The 24290-nt window shown below is 57.7% G+C and carries 22 protein-coding genes; 9 read left to right on the forward strand and 13 right to left on the reverse strand.

Features of this window, described 5'->3' with window-relative positions; all coding sequences use genetic code 11:
* Positions 1 to 9: 9 nt before the first annotated feature.
* The 4 genes from hypF to ABOC97_RS10165 form a co-directional block, all read right to left on the reverse strand.
* Complete coding sequence (gene hypF / locus ABOC97_RS10150; RefSeq protein ID WP_349597038.1) at positions 10 to 2235, reverse strand: carbamoyltransferase HypF; 2226 nt, start codon at positions 2233 to 2235, stop codon at positions 10 to 12.
* 5 nt (positions 2236 to 2240) lie between these two features.
* Positions 2241 to 4391, reverse strand: coding sequence for a formate dehydrogenase subunit alpha (gene fdhF, locus ABOC97_RS10155; protein ID WP_349597041.1), 2151 nt, complete (start codon positions 4389 to 4391; stop codon positions 2241 to 2243).
* Positions 4392 to 4427: 36 nt separating this feature from the next.
* Entirely contained in the window at positions 4428 to 4973 is a 546-nt protein-coding gene (gene hydN / locus ABOC97_RS10160; RefSeq protein ID WP_349597044.1) for an electron transport protein HydN, read from the reverse strand.
* A 145-nt stretch (positions 4974 to 5118) separates the two neighbouring features.
* Positions 5119 to 6132 carry a LacI family DNA-binding transcriptional regulator gene (locus ABOC97_RS10165; RefSeq protein ID WP_349597047.1) on the reverse strand — a complete coding sequence of 338 codons (1014 nt, stop codon included), beginning with the start codon at positions 6130 to 6132 and terminating at the stop codon, positions 5119 to 5121.
* Positions 6133 to 6397: 265 nt separating this feature from the next.
* Here ABOC97_RS10165 and ascF point away from each other — a divergent pair, with 265 nt between their 5' ends.
* Positions 6398 to 7855 (forward strand): PTS cellobiose/arbutin/salicin transporter subunit IIBC, encoded by a 1458-nt coding sequence (gene ascF / locus ABOC97_RS10170; protein ID WP_349597051.1) that lies wholly within the window; start codon positions 6398 to 6400, stop codon positions 7853 to 7855.
* Between the two features lie 19 nt (positions 7856 to 7874).
* Positions 7875 to 9299, forward strand: coding sequence for a 6-phospho-beta-glucosidase (locus ABOC97_RS10175; protein ID WP_349597054.1), 1425 nt, complete (start codon positions 7875 to 7877; stop codon positions 9297 to 9299).
* A 294-nt stretch (positions 9300 to 9593) separates the two neighbouring features.
* On the opposite strand, the gene hycI is transcribed toward ABOC97_RS10175, so the two are convergent.
* The 9 genes from hycI to hycA all read right to left on the reverse strand — a co-directional run bounded on the left by hycI (position 9594) and on the right by hycA (position 17613).
* Positions 9594 to 10073 (reverse strand): hydrogenase maturation peptidase HycI, encoded by a 480-nt coding sequence (hycI, locus tag ABOC97_RS10180; RefSeq protein WP_349597057.1) that lies wholly within the window; start codon positions 10071 to 10073, stop codon positions 9594 to 9596.
* Between the two features lie 24 nt (positions 10074 to 10097).
* Complete coding sequence (locus ABOC97_RS10185) at positions 10098 to 10508, reverse strand: formate hydrogenlyase maturation HycH family protein (protein ID WP_349597060.1); 411 nt, start codon at positions 10506 to 10508, stop codon at positions 10098 to 10100.
* Positions 10505 to 11272: an NADH-quinone oxidoreductase subunit B family protein gene (locus tag ABOC97_RS10190; RefSeq protein WP_349597063.1), complete on the reverse strand. Its 768-nt coding sequence runs from the start codon at positions 11270 to 11272 to the stop codon at positions 10505 to 10507. The genes ABOC97_RS10185 and ABOC97_RS10190 overlap by 4 nt, the downstream gene beginning before the upstream one ends.
* A complete protein-coding gene (locus ABOC97_RS10195; RefSeq protein WP_052282189.1) occupies positions 11272 to 11814 on the reverse strand; it encodes a formate hydrogenlyase complex iron-sulfur subunit in 543 nt (180 codons plus the stop codon). The genes ABOC97_RS10190 and ABOC97_RS10195 overlap by 1 nt, the downstream gene beginning before the upstream one ends.
* A 164-nt stretch (positions 11815 to 11978) precedes the next feature.
* Entirely contained in the window at positions 11979 to 13688 is a 1710-nt protein-coding gene (hycE, locus tag ABOC97_RS10200) for a formate hydrogenlyase subunit HycE (protein ID WP_349597066.1), read from the reverse strand.
* A gap of 16 nt (positions 13689 to 13704) precedes the next feature.
* Complete coding sequence (locus ABOC97_RS10205; RefSeq protein WP_061284729.1) at positions 13705 to 14628, reverse strand: respiratory chain complex I subunit 1 family protein; 924 nt, start codon at positions 14626 to 14628, stop codon at positions 13705 to 13707.
* A 2-nt stretch (positions 14629 to 14630) separates the two neighbouring features.
* Positions 14631 to 16457: a formate hydrogenlyase subunit 3 gene (gene hycC, locus ABOC97_RS10210; RefSeq protein ID WP_349597069.1), complete on the reverse strand. Its 1827-nt coding sequence runs from the start codon at positions 16455 to 16457 to the stop codon at positions 14631 to 14633.
* Positions 16454 to 17062 carry a 4Fe-4S dicluster domain-containing protein gene (locus tag ABOC97_RS10215; RefSeq protein ID WP_061284731.1) on the reverse strand — a complete coding sequence of 203 codons (609 nt, stop codon included), beginning with the start codon at positions 17060 to 17062 and terminating at the stop codon, positions 16454 to 16456. The genes hycC and ABOC97_RS10215 overlap by 4 nt, the downstream gene beginning before the upstream one ends.
* Positions 17063 to 17145: 83 nt before the next feature.
* The gene (gene hycA, locus ABOC97_RS10220) at positions 17146 to 17613 is read right to left on the reverse strand and encodes a formate hydrogenlyase regulator HycA (RefSeq protein ID WP_234506762.1); all 468 of its coding nucleotides are present in this window, start codon (positions 17611 to 17613) and stop codon (positions 17146 to 17148) included.
* Between the two features lie 214 nt (positions 17614 to 17827).
* Between hycA and hypA the strand changes: the two genes are divergently transcribed.
* The 7 genes from hypA (at position 17828) to ABOC97_RS10255 (ending at position 24213) form a co-directional block, all read left to right on the forward strand.
* Positions 17828 to 18178: a hydrogenase maturation nickel metallochaperone HypA gene (gene hypA / locus ABOC97_RS10225; protein WP_349597074.1), complete on the forward strand. Its 351-nt coding sequence runs from the start codon at positions 17828 to 17830 to the stop codon at positions 18176 to 18178.
* A gap of 3 nt (positions 18179 to 18181) precedes the next feature.
* Positions 18182 to 19054, forward strand: a complete 873-nt coding sequence (hypB, locus tag ABOC97_RS10230; RefSeq protein ID WP_349597077.1) for a hydrogenase nickel incorporation protein HypB — start codon at positions 18182 to 18184, stop codon at positions 19052 to 19054.
* Positions 19045 to 19317 carry a HypC/HybG/HupF family hydrogenase formation chaperone gene (locus tag ABOC97_RS10235; RefSeq protein WP_349597082.1) on the forward strand — a complete coding sequence of 91 codons (273 nt, stop codon included), beginning with the start codon at positions 19045 to 19047 and terminating at the stop codon, positions 19315 to 19317. Before hypB ends, ABOC97_RS10235 begins: the two co-directional genes overlap by 10 nt.
* The gene (gene hypD, locus ABOC97_RS10240; protein ID WP_349597084.1) at positions 19317 to 20438 is read left to right on the forward strand and encodes a hydrogenase formation protein HypD; all 1122 of its coding nucleotides are present in this window, start codon (positions 19317 to 19319) and stop codon (positions 20436 to 20438) included. The genes ABOC97_RS10235 and hypD overlap by 1 nt, the downstream gene beginning before the upstream one ends.
* On the forward strand, positions 20435 to 21445 hold the full coding sequence (hypE, locus tag ABOC97_RS10245; protein WP_349597088.1) for a hydrogenase expression/formation protein HypE: 1011 nt from the start codon (positions 20435 to 20437) through the stop codon (positions 21443 to 21445). The genes hypD and hypE overlap by 4 nt, the downstream gene beginning before the upstream one ends.
* 201 nt (positions 21446 to 21646) lie before the next feature.
* Positions 21647 to 23728, forward strand: coding sequence for a formate hydrogenlyase transcriptional activator FlhA (gene flhA / locus ABOC97_RS10250; RefSeq protein WP_349597091.1), 2082 nt, complete (start codon positions 21647 to 21649; stop codon positions 23726 to 23728).
* Positions 23729 to 23784: 56 nt separating this feature from the next.
* Positions 23785 to 24213 (forward strand): TOBE domain-containing protein, encoded by a 429-nt coding sequence (locus tag ABOC97_RS10255; RefSeq protein WP_349597094.1) that lies wholly within the window; start codon positions 23785 to 23787, stop codon positions 24211 to 24213.
* Positions 24214 to 24290 lie beyond the last annotated feature (77 nt).

The following is a 24290-nucleotide window of genomic DNA, read 5'->3' on the forward strand; positions in this document are numbered from 1 at the left end:
GAGAACTCCTTACGCCTGACCACGAGCGGCGGCAACCACCGCCTGCCCGTATGAAATCGCCCCATCACCAGCGGGTAAACGCTTGGGAAAGAGCAACGTGAAATCGGATAAATAGTGCGAGAGGCGGGCGCGCAGCAGCGCGTTGTGCAGCACGCCGCCGCCAAAGGCTAGCGTAGAAATACCGGCCTGCTGCGCATGAGTCCGCATCATATCGGCCACACCGCACGCCAGCGCATCGTGAAACGCCCACGCTTTTTCGGCGGGCGCGGCCTGCCAGCTTAGCCAGCGTTGCCAGAAGGTCGCCAGATCCAACTGCTTGCCCACAACCGGCATCGTCACCGGATGAGCCACGCCCTGGCAGGTGGCGGCTAGCGCTTCAAGACGACAGGCCGCCTCCCCTTCATAGCTCAACGTTTCCGTCGTGCAGCCCAGCGCGCAGGCCACCGCATCAAACAGACGGCCACAGGAAGAGGCGCGCGAGCTGTTTATTCCGCGCGAAATCGCCTGCGCCAGCAGTGGCCAATTCTTTTGCTGCAGGCTTTGGGTTTCGGCGAAGGTCTGCCAGTCCGGCACAAACGCCAGGCACTGCGCAAGCCAGTTGCGCCACGGCTGACGCGCCGCCAGATCGCCGCCCGGCAGCGCCACCGCAGGCAGACCACCGAGATGTTCGCAGTGGCGATAGCTCACGCGCAGGCACTCGCCGCCCCACAATGCGCCGGACTCGCCGATGCCGATGCCGTCGAGCGCCATCGCAATCACTTCGCCACCGTCCAGCGGCCAATCATGTTCAGCCAGACAGGCGGCGATATGCGCGTGGTGATGCAGCACGCGCTGAACCGGCAGACCGCTGGTCAGCGCCCATTGCGATGAGCGATAACTGTCATGAAAATCGGCCACCACCGCCTGCGGGGTAAAATCATATATCGCCTGCATCAGGCGCAGCGCCTGCTGCCATTGGTTTTCCACGCCGTCATCGGTCAGGTCGCCAAAATGCTGGCTGACCACCGCCTGGTCGCCACGCGCCAGGCAGAAGGTATTTTTCATATCCGCACCGATGCACAGCATCGGCGGTACGTTGTGGAAGCCCGGCGGCAGCGGCAGCGCGTCCGGCACATAGCCGCGGGAACGGCGCAGCATTTCACCGCTCTGGCGTACCACCGAATCATCCATGCGCTGGACGATATCGCGATTATGCAGCAGGAAACCGTCGGCAATTTCGACGAGATCGCTTTGCGCTTGCTGATTGGTTAAGGCCGGCGGTTTGCCGCTCAGGTTGCCGGAGGTCATCACCAGCGGGCGCGCCAGCGCCTGCATCAGCAAATGTTGAAGCGGGTTGGCGGGAAGCATCACGCCAACTTCCGCCAGCTCCGGTGCAATCTCATCGCACAGACCGGAAAGGTTATTCTTCGCCACCAGCACAATCGGTGCGGCGGGGGTAATTAACAGCGATGCGGCCTCCAGCGGCAGAGCATCGGCGTTTGGCACCATCACCGCCAGCGGTTTGGCCGGGCGATGTTTACGAGCACGAAGTGTGGCAACCGCCTGTGAATTTCCCGCATCACAGGCCAGATGAAAGCCACCAAGGCCCTTTATCGCCACAATACCGCCCGCTTTCAGCAGGGCGACAGCGGCCTCAAGCGCCGCCTCTTTCTCCGCCCGCAGATCAGGGCTTTGCCATTGCAGCCACGGGCCACATTCGGCGCATGCCACCGGCTGGGCGTGAAAACGTCGGTCGTAAGGATTGCGGTACTCTGCCTCGCAGCTTTTGCACAGCGGGAACGCCGCCATCACCGTCAGAGGCCGGTCGTACGGCATGGCGTTGATGATGGTGAACCGCGGCCCGCAGTGGGTGCAGTTGATAAACGGATAGCGGTAGCGTCGCTCTCCGGGGTCATTCATCTCCGCGAGACAGGCGGGGCAGGTTGCCGCATCGGGGACGATTTGCGTACTCATCGCCCCCGCGCCGCTCTCACGAATCACAAAATCGGTGGGGATCGTCGGCCAATCAAACGGCTCAACGTGGGTACTATCAATGCGCGCAAGCGGCGGGCAGTGCTGATATAGCGCGGTGATAAAGTCCACCTCATCACCATACAATCGCAGCAGCACTCCGGCGCTGTCATTACAGACATCGCCAAGACGCTCGCGCAGCTTGGCCTGCTGCCAGACAAAGGGGCGAAAACCCACCCCCTGAACTTTGCCGCAGATGCGGATCTGCACACCGTTTGCACGCATTTGTTTTACCCGAGCGCCGCGACTTTCAGACGCGTTTTCATCGACTGATAGCTTTGTTGCGCATAGTTTTCGGCCCAGGTCTGATCGTCAATCGCTTCGACCTTCACCGCGCAGTATTTGGTTTCCGGCGTTTTCGAAATCGGATCGAGGTTATCCTGGGTCAGTTCGTTGCAGGCGCCAATCCACCATTGGTAGGTCATGTACACGCTGCCGTGGTTGATACGTTCGCTGACGTTGGCGCGGCTAATCACTTTGCCGCGACGTGAAGAGACCCACACCAACTGCTGATCACGAATATTCAGCAGCTGCGCATCCGTTGGGTTTATTTGCACGAACCCCGGCTCATCGGCCAGCGATTGCAGCGCCGCGCAGTTGCCGGTCATTGAACGGCACGAATAGTGGCCCACTTCACGCACGGTGCAGAGCACCAGCGGGTATTCCGCATCCGGGATTTCAGCCGGGGCGCGCCACTGTGCGGCAAACAGGTGTCCCTTGCCGTCCGGCGTCGCGAACTGATTACCTTCATACAGGTACTGGGTACCCGGATGATCGAGCGTCGGGCACGGCCACTGTACGTGGCCCATATCACCCATTTTCTCGTAGGTAACGCCGTAGAACAGCGGGCACAGCTCGCGCATTTCGTCCCAGATTTGCTGATTATCGTCGTAATGCATTGGGTAGCCCATTTCGCGGGCCAGCAGGCTGATAATTTCCCAATCACGTTTGACGTTGTAGGTCGGTTCGATAGCTTTTTCGAAGCGCTGGAAGCCACGGTCGGCGCAGGTAAAGACGCCACCATGTTCGCCCCACGAGGTGGCTGGCAGCAATACGTCGGCCTGCTCGGCGGTTTTGGTCATAAAGATGTCCTGCACCACCACGAAGTCGAGGGCTTCAAACCCTTTGCGCACCAGCCCTAAATCAGCCTCGGTTTGCAGCGGATCTTCGCCCATGATGTAGTAGGCTTTCACCTTCCCTTCCAGCGCCAGATGCGGCACTTCGGTAATACGCACGCCGACTTTGTCGTCCATCAGGCTGGCATCAATGCCCCACGCGTTGGCGAATTTCTCGCGGACTGCGGGGTCAACCACGTCCTGATAGCCCGGGAACTGGTTTGGCAGCACGCCCATGTCGCATGCGCCCTGGACGTTGTTTTGCCCACGAACCGGGCCAACGCCGACGCTTTCACGACCGAGATTACCGGTCAGCAGCGCCAGGCTTGCCAGCCCTTTCACCACGTCGACCGCCTGACCGAACTGGGTGACGCCCATCCCCCACATGATGGTGGCGGACGGTGCGGCGGCGTAGGTACGCATCGCCTGACGAACCTGCTGCGCCGGGATACCGGTCAGATGTTCTACCGCTTCCGGCGCGTAGTCTTTGACCACTTCGCGCATTTCATCAAGCCCGGTGGTAAAGCGCGCCACGTATTCCTGGTCGTAGAGATTCTCTTCCAGCAGCACGTGGGCAAAAGCGTTCACCAGCGCCATGTTGCTGCCGTTACGCATCTGCAGATGCTGGTCGGCGATACGCGCGGTTTCAATGCGCCGCGGATCGCAGACGATAATTTTGGCCCCTTTGTCTTTAGCCTTAATGACGCGACGCGCCACGATCGGGTGCGAATCCGCACAGTTGTAGCCAAAGACCAGCAGGCAGCGCGAGTTTTCGATATCGCCAATGCTGTTACTCATCGCGCCGTTGCCCAGCACGTCCTGCAACCCTGCCACCGACGGGCCGTGGCACACGCGCGCACAGCAGTCGACGTTGTTGGTATGCAGCACGCCGCGAGCAAATTTTTGCATCACATAGTTGGTTTCATTGCCGGTGCCGCGCGATGACCCGGTAGTCATAATCGCGCGCGGCCCGAATTTGGCTTTAATATCGCCAAGACGCTTCGCGGTGTAGCGAATCGCCTCATCCCAGCTCACGGGAGTGAATTTGCCGCCCTTTTCATAGCGGATCATCGGCTGTGTTAATCGTGGCGTCAGCAGCTTGGTATCGTTGAGGAAGTCCCAGCCGTAGTAGCCTTTCAGACACAGTTCGTTTTGGTTGGTTTTACCGTCAGCGGCTTCGGCACGGATAATTTTACCGTGGTCAACAACCAGTTTCAGCTTACAACCCGCGCCACAGTAAGGGCATACACTCGTGATTTTTTTCATCAATAACAGACCTGTTAAAAGAGAAATTAAGGGATTTTAAAAAGAGATCGACGTGGCGACATCAAGCGCAGTACGGCGGCGCTTTTCTGCACTCAGTTGCTCAAGTTTGTCGCGGTCAACGCAGAACAGCGCGTGGGTCGGGCAGGCTTCCATACAGGCTGGGCCGGCTTCGCGGTGGAAGCACAGGTCGCACTTGTTGGCTTCCGCTTTTTCCGCGCGAATTTTCAGTCCGGACCCCGTGTTACGCACCACAGGACGCACCACCACTTCCATCGCGCCGTACGGGCACGCCACAACGCAGGTTTTACAGCCAATGCAGCGTTCCTGCATGACGTGAATAAAACCTTTGTCGCGGATAATCGCACCGTTCGGGCAGACGTTGGCGCACGGGGCGTCTTCGCACTGGCGACAAGCGGTGGCGGTGGAAACATCCATCCCTTTAATAACGTGGATACGCGGCAGGAAAGATTGTGGTGTCAGGGCTGCGCAGTCCTGATCTTCCTGGTGGGAAACCACACATGCGACTTCGCATGTCCGGCAGCCAATACATTTACTCGCATCAGCAATGATGAAACGGTTCATCAACTTCTCCAGCAATGACAATGAATTGAGCGGGAGAATGCATTAATCGAGCCAACTTTTATCAAGCTGATTATTAACGTTATTTTTTGAAGAAGACGACAAGAAAGGCTGTCATCGTCATTAATGACGATGACAGTTGACGAGATTAGGCGTGAGGCCCAGAAACAATCGAATCGCGTTCAATCAGCTCGCCGGGGAAGGTCTGTTGATACTTAAAGTCACCGCCGTCGAGCATAAAAATAAGCCGGTTGATGGTCTCTTTAATCATCTGTGTGACCGGGATACGCACGCTCGATAGCGCCGGGATCATATAGGGCGCCAGCGCAATATCATCAAAACCAATCACCGACACCTGCTGCGGGACGCTGATGCCATGGGCGTGAAGTCGCTTGATGGCCCCTACCGCCATATCGTCATTGCTGGCGACCAGCGCGCTAAAGCTGACCTGACGTTCGCGCAGCGTATCCACCCCCGCCGCACCGGTCGCCGGGGTCCATTTTCCTTCGACAATCAGCTCGTCACGTACCGCAATGCCGTGCTTTGTCAGCGCATCTTTATAGCCGGAAAGACGCTCAATGCCGGTAGGCGAATCCAGCGAACCGGTGATAAAGGCGATGTCGCGGTGACCGCGGGCAATGAGTTTTTCCACCGCCTGCTGGCTGGCAGATTTCTGATCGCAGTAGACGCAGTGGCTGCTGTTGCGCCGCAGCCGACGGTTAATCACCAGCACCGGCTGTTGCTGCTGTTGAATAATATCGTCAATTTCGTCGACGCTTAAAAAGCGCGGATAAATAATGATGCCGTCGCAGCGCAGATCGAGCAGATACTGGATCGCCTCGCGTTCTTCCTGCGCGCTGTGTTTGCCATCCGCCAGAATCAGCCGCCGCCCCTGCGCTTCGGTCATGCTCGCGGCATGAAACAGCAGTTCGCTAAAGTAAACGCCGTGGTACAGCGTGTTAGTCACCACCAGCCCCAGCGTTTGGGTCTTTTTGGTCGCCAGATTGCGCGCCAGCAAATTCGGCCGATAGCCGCTCTCTTCTATCGCCAGAAACACCCGGTCTTTGGTCTCCTGGCTCACGTAGCCGTTTCCCGACAGCACCCGGGAGACGGTGGCTTTCGAGACGCCCGCCCGTCGCGCCACCTCCAGCATCGTCGTCATGATAGATATCCTTGAAAAATCATTTGCCCGCAGTGTACTTCACCGTTTGGTGTTTTTCAGCAACTGCGGAAGCGGTCGGAATTTAACCACAATCAGTTTGTGTGATCGGTTTCACGAATAAATTAAAAACAAAATTTATATCTTGAGATAACAAAATAAACACAAGATGATTATGTGGAACCGGTTTCCTATACAGCGTTTCATTCCCGCGTCATTCCCGGCGATGGACGAAAAGTACCCTACTGATAAAACAGGATAAAATCCGATGTCTAAAAATTATGCGGCTCTGGCGCAATCCGTCGTCGGCGCGCTGGGCGGCGTGGATAACATCACCGCCGTGACCCACTGTATGACTCGTCTGCGTTTCGTGCTGAAAGACGAAGCGCAGGTGGATAGCGCCACCCTTAAAGGCATCAGCGGCGTGATGGGCGTGGTGCGTAACGACAATCAGTGCCAGGTGATTATCGGCAACACCGTTTCACAGGCTTTCCGCGAAGTGGTAAGCCTGCTGCCGGGCGATATGCAGCCTGCTGCGCCGGTTGGGAAACCGAAGCTCACCTTAAAACGCATCGGCGCCGGGATCCTCGACGCGCTGATCGGCACCATGTCGCCGCTGATCCCCGCCATTATCGGCGGATCGATGGTTAAACTGCTGGCGATGATCCTCGAGATGAGCGGCGTGCTGCCAAAAGGCGCACCGACGCTAACCATTCTGACGGTGATTGGCGATGGCGCGTTCTTCTTCCTGCCGCTGATGGTTGCCGCTTCTGCGGCGGTTAAATTCAAAACCAATATGTCGCTGGCCATCGCTATCGCCGGGGTGCTGGTGCACCCGAGCTTTATTGAGCTGATGGCGAAAGCGGCGCAGGGCGAGCACGTTGAGTTCGCCTTTATTCCGGTAACGGCGGTGAAATACACCTACACGGTGATCCCGGCGCTGGTGATGACCTGGTGTCTGTCCTACATCGAGCGTTGGGTGGATAAAATTACCCCGGCGGTGACCAAAAACTTCCTCAAGCCGATGCTGATTGTGCTGATTGCCGCGCCGCTGGCGATCCTGCTGATCGGCCCTATCGGTATCTGGATCGGTAGCGCTATCTCCGCGCTGGTGTATACCATTCACGGCTATCTCGGCTGGCTGTCCGTCGCCATTATGGGCGCGCTGTGGCCGCTGCTGGTGATGACCGGGATGCACCGCGTCTTTACCCCAACCATCATTCAGACTATTGCCGAAACCGGCAAAGAAGGGATGGTGATGCCGTCAGAAATCGGCGCCAACCTGTCGCTCGGCGGCTCATCGCTGGCGGTCGCCTGGAAAACCAAAAACCCGGAACTGCGCCAGACCGCGCTGGCCGCAGCCGCGTCCGCCATTCTGGCCGGTATTTCTGAGCCTGCGCTGTACGGCGTCGCCATTCGTCTGAAGCGCCCGCTGATTGCTAGCCTGATTAGCGGCTTTATCTGCGGCGGTATCGCCGGTGCCGTCGGTCTTGCCAGCCATTCAATGGCTGCACCAGGCCTATTCACCAGCGTGCAGTTCTTCGACCCGTCAAATCCAATGACTATCGTCTGGGTCTTCGGCGTGATGGCGCTGGCAGTGGTGCTGTCATTCGTGCTGACGCTGATTCTGGGCTTTGAAGATATCCCGGTTGAGGACGCCGCCGCCGACGCGCGCAAGCGTCAGGCCACTCAGCCCGCAGGCAACACGGCCACACAAATTTCCTGATTTTTAAGCGAGGTAACGCATGTCGACATTTCCGCAAGGCTTTCTCTGGGGCGGCGCGCTAGCCGCCAACCAGGCCGAAGGGGCCTATCTTGAGGGCGGCAAAGGGCTGACCACCGTGGATATGATCCCCCACGGAAGCAACCGCCTGCCGGTTAAACTCGGCCAGGAAAAGCGCTTTGCGCTACGTGACGATGAGTTCTACCCGAGCCATCAGGCGATCGATTTCTATCATCGCTACAAAGAGGATATCGCCCTGATGGCCGAGATGGGGTTTAGCGTATTTCGCACCTCCATCGCCTGGAGCCGCCTGTATCCGAACGGCGATGAGCTGACGCCAAACGAAGAAGGCATTGCCTTCTATCGTGACCTGTTCCGTGAATGCAAAAAGTACGGCATTGAGCCGCTGGTGACCCTCTGTCACTTTGACGTGCCGATGCATCTGGTCACCGAATATGGTTCATGGCGTAACCGCAAAATGGTGGAGTTTTTCACCCGCTATGCGCGTACCTGCTTTGAGGCCTTCGACGGGCTGGTGAAATATTGGCTGACCTTCAACGAAATCAACATCATGCTGCACAGCCCATTCTCCGGTGCCGGGCTGGTGTTTGAAGAGGGCGAGAATCAGGATCAGGTGAAGTACCAGGCAGCGCACCACGAACTGGTGGCGAGCGCGTTGGCGACCCAAATCGCCCATGAGGTGAATCCGCGAAACCAGGTTGGCTGTATGCTGGCGGGCGGCAATTTCTACCCTTATTCCTGCAAGCCGGAAGACGTGTGGACGGCGCTGGAAAAGGACCGCGAGAATCTGTTCTTTATCGACGTGCAGGCGCGCGGCGCTTATCCGGCCTATTCCGCACGAGTGTTCCGCGAAAAAGGCGTGACCATCGCCAAAGAAGCCGGGGATGACGAAGCGCTGAAGCATACCGTCGATTTCGTGTCGTTTAGCTACTACGCCTCGCGCTGTGCGTCGGCGGAGATGAACGCCAACAACACCAACGCGGCGAATATCGTTAAGTCGCTGAAAAACCCTTATATCGAGGCCAGCGAATGGGGCTGGGGTATCGACCCGCTGGGTCTGCGTATCACCATGAACATGATGTACGACCGCTACCAGAAGCCGCTATTCCTGGTGGAAAACGGCCTGGGCGCGAAAGACGTGGTGAATGCCAACGGGCAAATTGACGACGATTATCGCATCAGCTATCTGCGCGAACACATCCGCGCCATGGGTGACGCCATTGAAGACGGTATTCCGGTGATTGGCTACACCACCTGGGGCTGTATTGACCTGGTGGCCGCGTCAACCGGCGAGATGAGTAAACGCTACGGGTTTGTCTACGTCGACCGCGACGACGCCGGGAACGGCACGCTGGCGCGCACGCGCAAGAAATCGTTCTGGTGGTATAAGAAGGTAATTGCCAGCAACGGCGAAGATTTAGCATAGAAGCCGGTTTTCCCCTCACCCTAACCCTCTCACCAAAGGGGCGAGGGGACCGTCAGTGCTTCGGTGTTAATACTGGTTTCAAATGGGAATACTGGCACATTGCGCCCCCTCTCCCTTTTTAAGGGAGAGGGCTGGGGTGAGGGTTCAACTCGGTGCCACAACATCCCCTCACCCTCTCCCCAAAGGGACGAAGGGACAGTCAGTGCTTCGGTGTTAATGCGGATTTCAGACAGGAAGACGGGCACATTGCGCCCCCTCTCCCTTTCAGGGAGAGGGCTGGGGTGAGGGTACAAACTACTCCTCGTCTTCAAACTCTGCTTCTAACTGCGCAAATCCACCGTGCCCTTTCCAGCCTTCCAGACGCTGATAAACCACTTCCACCGCATCTTTAATTGCCTGGGTCATCGGGTAATAAAAACCAACGATATCCGGCTGGATGCCAAGGAAAATCACCTCCCCCACATCTTCTTTCAGCTGATCGACCAGGTAGTTCAGCGGCATGTTATGGGTGGTCATCATAAACATTTCGGCGATGTCATCCGGGTCGATAATGCGCATCTCTCCGGGATTGAGCCCCATATCGGTAGCATCAACAATCAGCAGCCGCGACGGGTTCAGTTCGCGAATGGCTACGATATCATTTTCCGGCGCACTGCCGCCGTCTATCACAACCCACGCCCCTTTCGGCTGGGCCGCGCACATTTCTGCCAGCAGCGGGCCCGCGCCGTCGTCGCCCATCATGCTGTTACCGACACAGAGTAAAACGTCAGTCATGTTGATTCCTCAATCTTCAAAAATTCAGTCGCGCAGGCGACGCACCATCAAATAGATGGCGCTCTCCTGGTGGATGGCGTGCAGCATATTGAGCATCGACTGGCTCCACTCCTGCTGCGCCGATGTTTGTGACGCCCGCGCTTTATCAAACGCGTTCGCCAGCATCGACACGTGGTTGCTGTCGATAACGATTTCACCGTATTTCGGCACGCCTTCCATTTTACGCCGCGCCGTACTGCCCGCCTCCAGCGTGCCAATCCACGCCAGATATTCATCCCACGGGCAGGTCAGCGCGGCTTCGAGGCAGTCGATGACCCCGAGGTGGTGGCCAATCGCCAGGCTGTAATAGACAACCTGCTGCGCCTCATCGGGCGTGGCATCGTTCTCATCAATAAATTTACGGCTCAGTTGACTGAACACCACCTGTTCGCTCATCGAATGCGTGCCTCTTCTACTACGTGACTCAGTTGCGTGACGATTTCCGTCAGACGCGGATCGTTTTCCGTGGTCAGCCATTGCTGAACCTGGGCATCACCCTGGTTCAGATGCAGCATATAGTCGTCGGCAATCTGGCGACCATAGCGGTATCCGGCCAGGCGACGTGCGGCACGGTCAATCTGCACGCGCAGCGGCTGGACCATATCCGGATGCAGAATTTCGGCTGGCTGTGCGTCTAATTCACCCGGTGCACGGGCGTGGATTTTTTGCTCCAGCAGGCCTAGCGCCATGGCGAAGCCGTACAGCGTCGCCGCAGGGGTTGGCGGGCAGCCTGGGATATACACGTCGACCGGCACGATTTTGTCAGTGCCGCCCCAGACGCAGTACAGGTCGTGGAAGATCCCGCCGCTGTTACCGCAGGCCCCGTAGGAGATACAGATTTTTGGGTCCGGCGCGGACTGCCAGGCGCGCAGCGCCGGAGAACGCATGGCGCGGGTGACGGCACCAGTGAACAGCAGAATGTCAGCGTGACGCGGCGATGGCACCACTTTGATACCAAAACGCTCGGCATCGAACAGTGGCGACAGGGTGGCGAAAATTTCGATTTCACAGCCGTTACAGCCGCCGCAGTCCACGCGGTAAACGTAGGCAGAACGCTTGATATTTTTTAACAGCGACGCTTTCATGCTGGCGATAGATTCATCTACCGTCATCGGCACCGGCATGCCGTTGTCGTCGCGTGGCCCGATTAGGTTGCTCATCAGATAGCCCCTTTCATGTGGCGAGTCAGGTCAATACGGTCGGAAGGCACCAAACATTTCTGACGCTTACATTCCGGGCAGGTCTCAAAGCTCTCGCGGTGGTTTTCCGCGCGGCTGTCGCCATTGTGTTTTAACAGCGCAATGGCGTAATCAATCTCTTTTTGCACCGCAAACGGACGCTGGCAGACGCGGCAGTTGCAGATATCAAAGCGCGACTGCTGGAGAAAATCCTCTTTCTTCCACACCGCCAGCTCATACTCCTGCGACAGCTTGATGGCCGCCGTCGGGCACACTTCCTCGCAACGACCGCAGAAAATGCAGCGCCCAAGGTTGAACTGCCACGCCAGTTGGTTAGTCACGCGGTCGGTTTCCACCGTCAGCGCATTCGACGGGCAGGCGTTAACGCACGCCGCGCAGCCGATACACTGCTGCGGATTGTGTTCCGGCTTGCCGCGAAAGTTTTTATCAACCGGCATCGGCTCCAGCGGATAGGAGGATGTCGTGACGCCGGTTTTTATGGCTTTTTTAATAAAGGTAAACATAGTTGCTCCCAGCTTGTGTGCGGTGTTTTACCCTCACCCTAGCCCTCTCCCTTAAAGGAAGAGGGGACAGAACGGCGTAGTCGGTTAACCCGAACCCGGTCTGCCCTTCCCCTCGCCCCTAGGGGGAGAGGGTCGCGGTGAGGGGCCCTCACACAAAGGCCCAATTATTTCAGCGGCGAGTTCTTACGCTCGATGCTGTAGCGCTCAAGCTCTTTGTACGGCACGACCTTGCTCTTTTTCTTACGTACATCGACCACGGTCATGCGGTCGGTACAGGAGTAGCAAGGGTCGAGGCTACCGATAATCAGCGGCGCATCGGAGACGGTGTTCCCGCGCAGCATATAGCGCAGGGTCGGCCAGTTGGCGTAGGTCGCCGCGCGGCAGCGCCAGCGGTACAGCTTCTGGTTGTCACCGGTCATGCTCCAGTGGATATCGTCACCGCGCGGCGCTTCGGAGAAGCCCAGCGCAAAGCGGTTTGGAATATAGGTGAAACCTTCCACCGCCAGCGGACCGCCCGGCAGGTTATCGAGGCCGTAATCAATCATGTTCAGCGCGGTGAACACCTCGTTGATACGCACTTTCAGGCGCGAAATAACGTCGCATCCCTGCTCGCTGTGCACTTCCATCGGCAGCAGACCGTAGCCAACAAACGGGTGATCGGCGCGGGTGTCGCGGGCGTGGCCGCTGGCGCGAACCATTGGGCCGACGTTGCTGAAGTCACGGGCAATTTGCGGGTCCAGACGACCGATACCGACGGTGCGCTGTTCCATGTTTGGCGTGCTGAGCAGAATATCCACCAAATCCTGCACGTCACGACGCATCTGTTGCGCCAGTTGACGAGTCTGGATCATGTCATCTTTCAGGAAGTCACGACGGATACCGCCAATCAGGTTCAGACCGTAGGTTTTACGTGCACCGGTCAGGATCTCCGCCATTTTCATGGAGGCTTCACGGACGCGGAAGAACTGCATAAAGCCGGAGTCGAAGCCGGTGAAGTGACAGGCCAGGCCGAGGTTCAATAGGTGCGAGTGCAGGCGTTCAACTTCCAGCAGAATAGCGCGGATCATCTGCGCGCGTTCCGGCACCACGATGCCCATCGCGTTCTCGACGGAGGTGGTGTAGGCGGTGCTGTGGGCAAAGCCACAGATGCCGCACACGCGGTCGGACAGGAAGGTCACTTCGTTGTAACCCATGCGGGTTTCCGCCAGTTTTTCCATGCCACGGTGGACATAGAACAGACGGTAGTCGGCATCGATAATGTTTTCGCCGTCAACGAACAGGCGGAAGTGGCCCGGTTCATCGGAGGTCACGTGCAGCGGACCAATCGGCACCACGTTGTTTTTCTTGGTGCCCAGTTCGTTGATGAACTCGTAGGTCTCGGCATCGGTAGTCGGTGCCGGGCGCTGACGATAGTCCATGCTGTCTTTACGCAGCGGATACAGCTCGTCCGGCCAATCGTCCGGCAGCACCAGACGACGTTCGTCCGGCAGGCCGACCGGGATCAGGCCATACATGTCGCGCACTTCACGCTCGCCCCATACCGCCGCCGGCACGCGCGGCGTGACAGACGGGTATTCGAGGGTGTTAGCGTCAACTTCAACGCGCACGGTGACCCAGCATTTGGTGCCACTTTCCATCGACAGCACGTAGTAGACGGCGTAATGACCGTTCAGCTTACGTTCATCGTTGCCGAATAACACCGACAGCCAGCCGCCCTGCTGGTAGTAAAGAAACTCGACGACTTCCGGCAGGTAGTTGACCTTCACGGTAATCGTTAACTGGTCTTTGGTCTGCCAGGCTTCATCCAGCACTACGCCAGGAAAGGCCTGGTGCAGCGCAGCGAGGTAGTGTTGACCCACTTTTTCTTCAGACATGCTCAAAACTCTCTTATCACGCCACCAGCAAGGAGACGAATGCTAAAAAGGCCAAACCGAACCCGGTCCAGGTGATGCGGCCAGTGATATCCAGACGCAGACGCGCCATGCTGTTTTCGAACAGCGCAATAATCAGCACGCCAACCACCAGCTTGACGATGGCGGCAATCACCGCCAGCACCAGACCGCCAACGCTAAAGCTGGTCATCTGGCCCCACGGGATAAAGACGCCAACAAACATTTGCAGCACCACCAGCTGTTTCAGGCTAATGCCCCACTTCAGCACGCCGAAACCGCTGCCGCTGTATTCAGACAGCGGGCCTTCCTGCAGCTCCTGCTCCGCTTCCGCCAGATCGAACGGCAGCTTGCCCATTTCGATAAAGGTGGCGAAGGCGCAGGCGCAGAACGCCAGCACCAGCGGAATGCTGCGGCTGGCCGGCCAATGGTAGATGGCGTCGGTGATATTGCTGATATGGGTTGAACCGGCGACCAGCGCCGCCACCCACAGACCCAGCAGCAGCATCGGCTCCACCAGCACGCCGAGCATCGCTTCACGGCTGGCGCCGATGGCGGTGAACGGGCTACCGGTATCCAGCCCGGCAATGGCGAAGAAGAAGCGCGCCACGGCAAACAGGTAGATAAGCGTAATCAGATCGCCCAAACCCGGCAGCGGTGAGGCTACGGTCACCACCGGCAGCGCGGTGGCGATAGTCAGCATCACGCCAACCATCACAAACGGCGTCAGGCGGAAGACCCAGCCGGAAGCGTCCGGGCCAATACTCTGACGGCCCAGCAGTTTGATGATGTCGCGATACTCCTGCATCACGCCCGGGCCGCGACGGTTATGCAACCGTGCGCGCAGCACGCGGGTGATGCCGGAAAGCAGCGGCGCGACGGCAAACAGCACCAGCGCCTGCAATAAAGCAAATAAGACCGTCATGTTCAGGCTCCTTGAGAGATGACAATCACGACCAGCACCGCCAGTTCAACCAGCGCCAGACGTTGCAGCAGCGGTGCCGCCGCCGCGTTCTGCCAGCCCGGAACCAGGGAAACCGGGTTGAGCCACTTACGCAATTTCAGTACCGGGGCAAAGGCCTGTTTCACCGGCATGGCAAAACCGTGCGCGGTAATCACCATCGATTGTTCGTGGTCGTAACCACAAACCCAGGCGGCGCCACGAGAACGGCTCGGCAGGCGATTGCCTTTGAGCAGCGCGAGGATAATGAACGGCAGCAGCGGGCAGGCAATCAGCAGCAGCGTGATCATCGGCTGAGAAACGACGGTATGCGCGGTTTCGATTGGCAGCGGAACGGCAGTGCCCAGCAACGGCAGCAGCCACGGCGCAGCAACACCACCGATAATGCACAGCAGCGCCATCACCACGGTACTTGCCGCCATCAGCAGCGGCGCGCAGCAGGCGTTTTCCGCCTCTTTAGTGCGCGGTGCGCCAAGGAAGGTCACGCCGTACACTTTCGCCATACACATCACCGCCAGTGCGCCGGTAATCGCCAGGCCAACGGCCAGCAGAGGCCCCAGCAGGCGGCCGACAAATGCGCCGCTATTGCTTAGTTTGAAGAAGGATTGATAGATAACCCACTCACCGGCAAAACCGTTCAGCGGTGGCAGTGCCGCCATCGCCATCAGGCCAACCAGCATCGCCAGTGAAATCACCGGCATGCGTTTACCGATCCCACCCAGCTTCTCGATGTCGCGGTGGCCGGTACGGAACCAGACCGCACCCGCGCCGAGGAACAGGGTAGTTTTAAACAGGCTGTGGTTGAGCAGATGATACAGACCACCGACCAGACCCAGCGCCACCATCACCGGCTGTTGTAATGCCAGACCGGTAACGCCCACGCCTAAACCGAGCAGGATGATGCCGATATTTTCGAGGGTGTGATACGCCAGCAAACGCTGGATATTGTGTTCCATCAGCGCGTACAGGCCGCCGACGAAAGCGGTTATCATGCCGAGAACCAGCAACGCAATGCCCCACCACAGCGGCTGCGAGTTGCCCAGCAGTGAAATGATCAGAATGCCGAGCAGACCGACTTTCATCACCACCGCCGAGAACAGTGCCGCCGCCGGTGCGCTGGCGTTGGCGTGCGCCTGAGGCACCCAGCCGTGCAGCGGGATAATCCCGGCCAGCAGGCCAAAACCGAGCACGCACAGCACCCAGATATCGGAACCGATTGGCAGAATCTGCGCGCGTTCAGCCAGCAGCGCCAGATCCAGCGTGTCGTAGCGTTGCCACAGCAGCAGGCAGGCAATCGCCAGCAAAATAGTGCCCAGGCGACCGAGCGCAAACCACAGCTTGCCGGAGGTGACGCAGCCGGTCAGGAAGGCACCGCACAGAGCCATGATTTCGGCCATCACCACCATGGAGCCGAAGCTTTCAGCCACAATCGCGCAAACGGCAGCCGCCAGCAGGACGTTGACCAGCAGACCGTTATTTTTGACGTTCGGGTGACGATGCCAGTCGATGTTGTACAGACTGACGAACAGGCCGCACAGCCCCAGCGCAATCAACCAAACCGCGTTCAGCGGCGTGACCACCACGCTGTAATGCACCAGCGACAGTTGGCCGATGACCGGAAAGGCGTGAATCAACACCTGAATCCCGGCCAGTGCGGCACACAGGCTACCCAGCGCGCCGCCGATCCCGGCGACAAAGCCGCTGAGAGATTTCTTGAACGACAGTAAAAAGGAGAGCACCGCAGCAAAAGCGAACCACGCTACTGCGCTATTGATTAAGGTCATCACGCTCATTTCACCTCTCCTTGTTGCGTCTGGAACAGCGACAGATCGCCTAAATCGGTGTGGAAGGTCAGCTCACGTTTACGGCGGCTGGCGCGGGCGATGTCGGTGTTATTGACCAGGTGCAGCGCTTTGGTTGGGCAGGTCCGAACACAGGCCGGTCCTTGCTCATCGAAATGGCACAGGTCGCATTTCACCGCGATAGCGCGTACGCCTGGCACCCAGTCGAGCAGCGTACTGACGCGTGCCGGAGCCGGTGGCGCTGGCAGCGCTTTCGGGGAGTTGGCATTCGCCGGGATATCCAGCGGGCGACTGCCGGAAAATTCAATGGCGCCAAACGGACAGGCAATGCCGCAAAGTTTGCAGCTCACGCACAGGCTTTCATTAAGCTGTACGGCCCCATCAACGCGGGTAATGGCATTTACCGGGCAAACCCCGGCACACGGCGCGTCTTCGCAGTGGTGGCACATCTGCGGCGCGGATTCTTTTTCATTGAGCATTACTCTAAGCCGCGGCATTGATTGCAGGCCGTGATGGCGATGCGTTTCCGCGCAGGCCGCTTCACAGGTACGGCAACCAATACAGACGGTAGAGTCAGCAATTACAAAACGATTCACCAGGTCTTCCTCAGGTGATAGTCATTTTTGACGAAATCATGCAGAGCAGGTGTCATTTCGACACCCGTCGACACACCGATACTTCAGGCGAGATTTGCCCGTTGAGGTTCACGTGCCAACTGGCCGAAATTGACCGGGCTGTCGCTCTCAAGCGCTGCATACAAGGTGTTGTATACCGGAGAAATTTTATCCAGGTAATGTTCCAGCACCTGCTCGCGGTCGCGGATATTGACGGTCCCGTCGATAAAGCCGCTGGTGTTAAGCTCGGCGCGTGCTACGCACTCTTTATTCAGGCCATCACGCGTTTCTACGTAGTACTCCACGGTGTGGCTGTTAAAGCCTTCGGACAGGCTCACGGACACCACAAAGTGTTCGAACAGCACGAAGCTCAGCTCTTTCTCCGGCGCGCAGTTCATGGCGTGATGCAGACGCGCTTTTGACAACGTGATCCCCTGAACCAGAGAGTTACAGTACACGCGCCATTGATCCTGATGGCGGCGGTGACGATCGGCGATAAAGTCGGCCTTTTCGCTAATTTCCCAAATAGTCATGTCGGTTACCCGGTTAATAGAAACAAGCCTTCTAAGCACTTTTCATGCCACATTTTTAACACTATGATTTTTATAGTTTTTATACTTATGACATGTCTGTAGTGACATGTCATTTCGTCAAAGTGACATCGTCATCGACAGTCTTTGAAGCCGCTTTTCTATCTCTGGCATCGTTATTGCATTACGTCTGCGAGTAATGAAAACAGGAGGCGTCATGCACGAAATTACGCTCTGCCAGCGCGCGCTGGAAATTGTCGAACAGCAGGCAATACAGAACGGCGCAAAGCGCGTCACCGGCGTCTGGATGAAGGTTGGCGCGTTTTCTTGCGTCGAGACCAGCGCGATGACCTTTTGTTTTGACCTAGTGTGCCGCGGCACGCTGGCTGAAGGCTGCGAACTGCACGTTGAAGAGCAAGAAGCGGAGTGCTGGTGTGAAGCCTGCCAGCAGTATGTCCAGCTGGTGTCGGTACACGTGCGGCGCTGCCCGCAGTGCAATAGCGACAACCTGCGCATCGTCGCCGACGACGGTTTACAGATTCAGCGAATTGAAATTGATCAGGAGTAAAGTATGTGTAGCACCTGTGGTTGTGCCGAAGGCAACCTCTATATAGAGGGCGATGAACGAAACCCGCATTCGCTGTTCCGCAGCGCCCCCTTCGCACCGGCAGGCCGTCCGGCCCTGTCGATTACCGGCGTTCGAACCCAGGAATTCCAGCCGCAGGCGGCCGATAACGGCGACCTGCACTATGGTCACGGCGAAGCCGGGACCCACGCGCCGGGCATGAGCCAACGGCGGATGCTGGAAGTGGAAATCGACGTGCTGGATAAAAACAACCAGATTGCCGCCCGCAACCGCGCGCGCTTTGCCGCCCGCGAACAGCTGGTGTTAAACCTGGTCTCCAGCCCCGGCTCCGGTAAAACCACCCTGCTCACCGAAACCCTGATGCGCCTTAAGGAACGCGTTTCCTGCGCGGTCATCGAAGGCGATCAGCAGACAGTCAACGACGCCGCGCGTATTCGCGCCACCGGCACGCCAGCGATTCAGGTCAACACCGGTAAGGGCTGCCACCTTGACGCGCAAATGATTGCCGATGCCGCGCCGCGACTGCCGCTTGAGAGCAACGGTATTCTGTTTATCGAAAACGTCGGCAACCTGGTGTGCCCGGCAAGTTTCGATCTCGGCGAACGCCATAAAGTGGCGGTACTTTCGGTAACAGAAGGTGAAGACAAGCCGCTGAAATATCCGCATATGTTTGCCGCCGCCTCGGTGATGCTGCTGAATAAGATCGACCTGCTGCCATACCTCAACTTCGACGTTGAGCAATGTATTGCCAGCGCCCGCGAAGTGAACCCGAATATTGAAATCATCCTTATCTCCGCCACCAGCGGTGAAGGGATGGATAACTGGCTAAACTGGCTGGAGACGCAGCGATGTGCATAGGCATTCCGGGACAAATCTCCGCCATTGACGGCGTACAGGCGAAAGTTGATGTCTGCGGGATTAAGCGTGACGTCGACCTGACGCTGGTAGGTGCGGTGGATGAAAACGGCCAATCGCGCATCGGCCAATGGGTGCTGGTTCACGTGGGTTTTGCCATGAGCATCATTGATGAAGAAGAAGCGCGCGATACCCTTGCGGCGCTGGAAAATATGTTTGAAGTCGAGCCGGACGTCGGCGCGCTGCTGTACGGTGAGGAACGGTAATGCGTTTTGTTGATGAGTACCGGGCACCAGAGCAGGTAATGCAGCTTATCGCCCACCTGAAATCCCGCGCGCAGCAGCTGTCCTATACCGCCGAGCGCCCGCTGCGCATTATGGAAGTGTGCGGCGGCCACACCCACGCGATTTTCAAGTTTGGCCTCGACCAGCTGCTGCCGGAAAATATCGAGTTTATCCACGGCCCTGGCTGCCCGGTATGCGTGCTGCCGATGGGACGTATCGACACCTGTATTGAAATCGCCAGCCATCCCGAGGTGATTTTCTGCACCTTTGGCGACGCCATGCGCGTGCCGGGGAAAAACGGTTCGCTGATGCAGGCCAAAGCGCGCGGCGCGGATATTCGTATCGTCTATTCGCCGATGGATGCGTTAAAACTGGCGCAGCAAAACCCGGATCGCAAAGTGGTATTCTTCGGTTTAGGCTTCGAAACCACCATGCCGACCACCGCCATCACGCTGCAACAGGCAAAAGCGCACAACGTCAGCAACTTCTTCTTTTTCTGCCAGCACATTACGCTTATCCCAACGCTGCGTAGCCTGCTCGATCAGCCGGATAACGGCATCGACGCGTTTCTCGCGCCGGGGCACGTCAGCATGGTTATCGGCACCCACGCCTACGGATTTATCGCCAGCGACTATCATCGTCCGCTGGTGGTGGCAGGCTTTGAGCCGGTCGATCTGCTGCAAGGGGTGAACATGCTGGTGGAACAAAAAATTGCCGACCACAGCTGCGTGGAAAACCAGTATCGCCGCGTGGTGCCGGACGATGGCAATCTGCTGGCGCAAAAAGCGATTGCCGAGGTCTTTGCGGTCAAAGGCGACAGCGAATGGCGCGGCCTGGGGTTAATTAATGATTCCGGCGTTCAGCTGACGCCAGCCTATCAATCTTTTGATGCCGAAGCGCATTTTAAACCACAGCCGCAGCGCGTTTGCGATGACCCGCGCGCCCGCTGCGGCGACGTGCTCACCGGACGCTGTAAACCGCATCAGTGCCCGCTGTTTGGCGCGACCTGCAATCCGCAGAGCGCATTCGGCGCGCTGATGGTCTCCTCTGAAGGAGCCTGCGCCGCCTGGTATCAATATCGCAGTCAGGAGGCAGAAGTATGAACAGCATTCAGTTAGCCCACGGCAGCGGCGGCCTGGCCATGCAGCAGTTGATCGACGGCCTGTTTATGAAGGCCTTTAACAACCCGTGGCTCGCGGAGCAAGAAGATCAGGCGCGGATTTCGCTGGCCACCCTTACCGCCCATGGCGACCGGCTGGCCTTCTCCACCGACAGTTACGTTATCGACCCGCTGTTCTTCCCCGGCGGCAATATCGGCAAGCTGGCCGTGTGCGGCACCGCCAACGATGTCGCGGTCAGCGGTGCCGTTCCGCGCTATCTCTCCTGTGGCTTTATCATTGAGGAAGGGCTGGAGATAGAAACACTGGAAGCGGTGGTCAACAGCATGGCCGCTACCGCCAAAGCCGCGGATATTGCTATCGTCACCGGCGACACCAAAGTAGTGGGCCGAGGCGCGGCGGATAAGCTATTCATCAATACCGCCGGGATGGGAGCCATTCCTACGGATATCCGTTGGGGAGCGGCAACATTAACACCCGGCGATGTTCTGATTGCCAGCGGCACGCTGGGCGATCACGGCGCGACGATTCTCAACCTCCGCGAGCACCTTGGGCTGGATGGCGAACTGCAAAGCGACTGCGCAGTGTTAACCCCGCTGATTCAATGCCTACGCCCGATTGCTGGCGTCAAAGCGCTGCGCGACGCCACTCGCGGCGGCGTCAACGCCGTTGCTCACGAGTTTGCCGCCACCAGCGGATATGGAATTGAAATTACGGAACAAAAGATTCCAGTTAAGGATTCTGTACGCGGTGTGTGCGAATTATTAGGACTCGACGCGCTTAACTTCGCTAATGAGGGTAAACTGGTTATCGGCGTCAGCCGGGAAGCGGCCGATGAAGTTCTGGCAGCCCTACGAGCTCATCCTTTGGGCTGCGATGCCGCTATCATTGGCGAAATGACCGAACGTCGTGGAGTACGCGTTGCCGGACTGTACGGCGTGAAACGGACGTTAGACCTCCCTCACGCGGAGCCGCTTCCCCGAATTTGTTAACAGATCTCTCAAGGTCTGAATTTTATTATTATTATTATACCCAATGGATTTCGGGTTGCAGACGGGCTAAGAAAGGCGAAGCGCGATGAGCTTACATTCGTAAGCAATCGCGATATGCAAAAGCCAGCACGTATGCAGCTTGAAAGACGGCGGGTTTTATTATTTATTGCACCCCATGTGGCGCATTTATAGGCAAGCAACATGTCGTATACACCGATGGGCGATCTCGGGCAGCAAGGGCTGTTTGATGTTACCCGGACGCTTCTCCAACAACCCGATCTCGCCGCGCTCAGCGAAACGCTGGCGCGACTGGCGAAACAATCTGCGCTGGCGGACAGTGCGGCTATCATTCTGCTACAGCCGGGCAACCTGCGTGCAGGTTATCACGCCACGCGTGAAGCAGGAAAACCGCTGGCCTACGAAGACGACAACCTGCTGGCAAACGGCCCGGTCAGACGCCTTTTGTCGCGTCCCGACGCGCTGCACTGTAGCTACAGCGAATTCAGCGAAGCCTGGCCACAGCTGGCCAAAAGCGAGCTGTATCCTCCGTTTGGTCACTATTGCCTGCTGCCGCTGGCCGCCGAAGGGCGCATTTTTGGCGGCTGTGAATTTATTCGCCACAACGACCAACCGTGGACGGAAAAAGAATATCAACGTCTGCATACCTTTACGCAGATTGTTGCCGTCGTCACCGAGCAGATTCAAAGCCGGGTAAGCAATAACGTCGACTACGATCTGCTGTGCCGCGAGCGCGATAACTTCCGCATCCTGGTGGCTATCACCAACGCGGTGCTGTCACGTCTGGATATGGACGAACTGGTCAGCGCGGTGGCCAAAGAGATCCACTACTACTTCAATATCGACGCCATCAGCGTGGTGCTGCACAGCAACCGTAAAGGCAAACTGAACATTTACTCGACGCACTACATTGACGTCAACGATCCGGTCCACGATCAGAGCGAAGTCAACGAGTCGGGTACCCTGACCGAGCGGGTGTTCAAGAGTCAGGAAATGCTGATGCTCAATCTCAACGAGCGGGATAAACTCGCCCCGTACGAGCGTCAGTTGTTTGAGATGTGGGACGATAAAATCCAGACGCTGTGCCTGTTGCCGCTGATGTCCGGCGATAAAATGCTGGGCGTGTTGAAACTTGCCCAATGCGATGAAAAAGTCTTTTGTGCCGCCAACCTCAAGCTGCTGAAACAGATTGCCGAACGCGTGTCGATTGCTGTCGATAATGCCCTCGCCTATCAGGAAATTCACCGTCTTAAAGAACGTCTGGTGGACGAAAACCTGGCGCTCACCGAACAGCTGAACAACGTGGACGGCGAGTTTGGTGAAATCATCGGCCGCAGCGAAGCGATGTTCAACGTCCTCAAGCAGGTTGAGATGGTGGCGCCAAGCGACAGTACGGTGCTGATCCTCGGAGAAACCGGCACCGGGAAAGAGCTGATTGCCCGCGCAATTCATAATCTGAGCGGACGTAACGGCCGCCGAATGGTCAAAATGAACTGTGCCGCCATGCCGGCCGGCCTGCTGGAAAGTGACCTGTTCGGCCACGAACGCGGCGCGTTTACCGGTGCCAGCACCCAGCGCATTGGCCGCTTTGAACTGGCGGATAAAAGCTCGATGTTCCTCGATGAAGTCGGTGATATGCCGCTTGAGCTACAACCGAAGCTGCTACGCGTGTTGCAAGAACAGGAGTTTGAACGCCTGGGCAGCAACAAGCTGATCCAGACCGACGTACGGTTGATCGCCGCCACCAACCGCGATCTCAAGCAGATGGTATTGGATCGCGAGTTCCGCAGCGATCTTTACTATCGTTTGAACGTCTTCCCGATCCATCTACCGCCGCTGCGCGAACGTCCGGAAGATATTCCGCTGCTGGTGAAAGCGTTCACCTTTAAAATTGCGCGTCGTCTGGGGCGTAATATCGACAGTATTCCTGCCGAAACCCTACGCACCCTCTGCCAGATGGAGTGGCCGGGTAACGTGCGCGAACTGGAAAACGTGATTGAGCGGGCGGTACTGCTTACCCGTGGCAGCGTCTTGCAGCTGTCGCTACCCGAACTGGCCTTTGCTAACGAGGAGCCAGAGCCCGCGCCGATCGCCGAAGCGGCGAAAGAGGGTGAGGACGAATATCAGCTGATCGTTCGCGTGCTGAAAGAGACCAACGGTGTGGTCGCCGGTGCAAAAGGCGCCGCGCAACGCCTGGGGCTTAAACGCACAACTTTGCTTTCCAGAATGAAGCGCCTGGGTATTGATAAAGATGCGCTAATGTAACTGCTGTGACTATACTGGCTTCTGATTCGAAAAACAGTGAATGGAGGCAGTATCGTATGGCAGTTTCAGCACGTAACCAATTAACCGGTATCATCAGTGCAGTCGCCACCGGCGCGGTCAACGACGAAGTCGAACTTACCCTGCCGGGTGGTGCAAAGCTGGTCGCAATCGTCACTCATAGCAGTAAAGAAGCGCTGGGTTTGGTCAATGGTAAGGAAGCCATTGCCCTGATTAAAGCGCCATGGGTCACGCTGGCGACCGAAGATTGCGGCCTGAAGTTCTCCGCCCGCAACCAGTTTGCAGGCCAGGTCACCCAGGTGACCGAAGGCGCAGTCAACGCAACGGTACATATCAAAGCCGATGCCGGTTTTGATATCGTAGCGGTGATCACCAACGAAAGTCAGCACGAGATGAAGCTGGCTGCCGGCAGCCGCGCCATTGCCTTAGTTAAGGCGTCGGCCATTCTGCTGGCGACCCGCTCGTAATCAGCTCTCCGCCGGATAAAGCATTTTCTCTGCCTCCGGCACGGTGTAGCGCCACCTTAATGGCGCTGCGCCTATCT

The sequence above is a fragment of the Kluyvera huaxiensis genome (assembly GCF_040149365.1).
Lineage (GTDB): Bacteria > Pseudomonadota > Gammaproteobacteria > Enterobacterales > Enterobacteriaceae > Kluyvera > Kluyvera intermedia_A.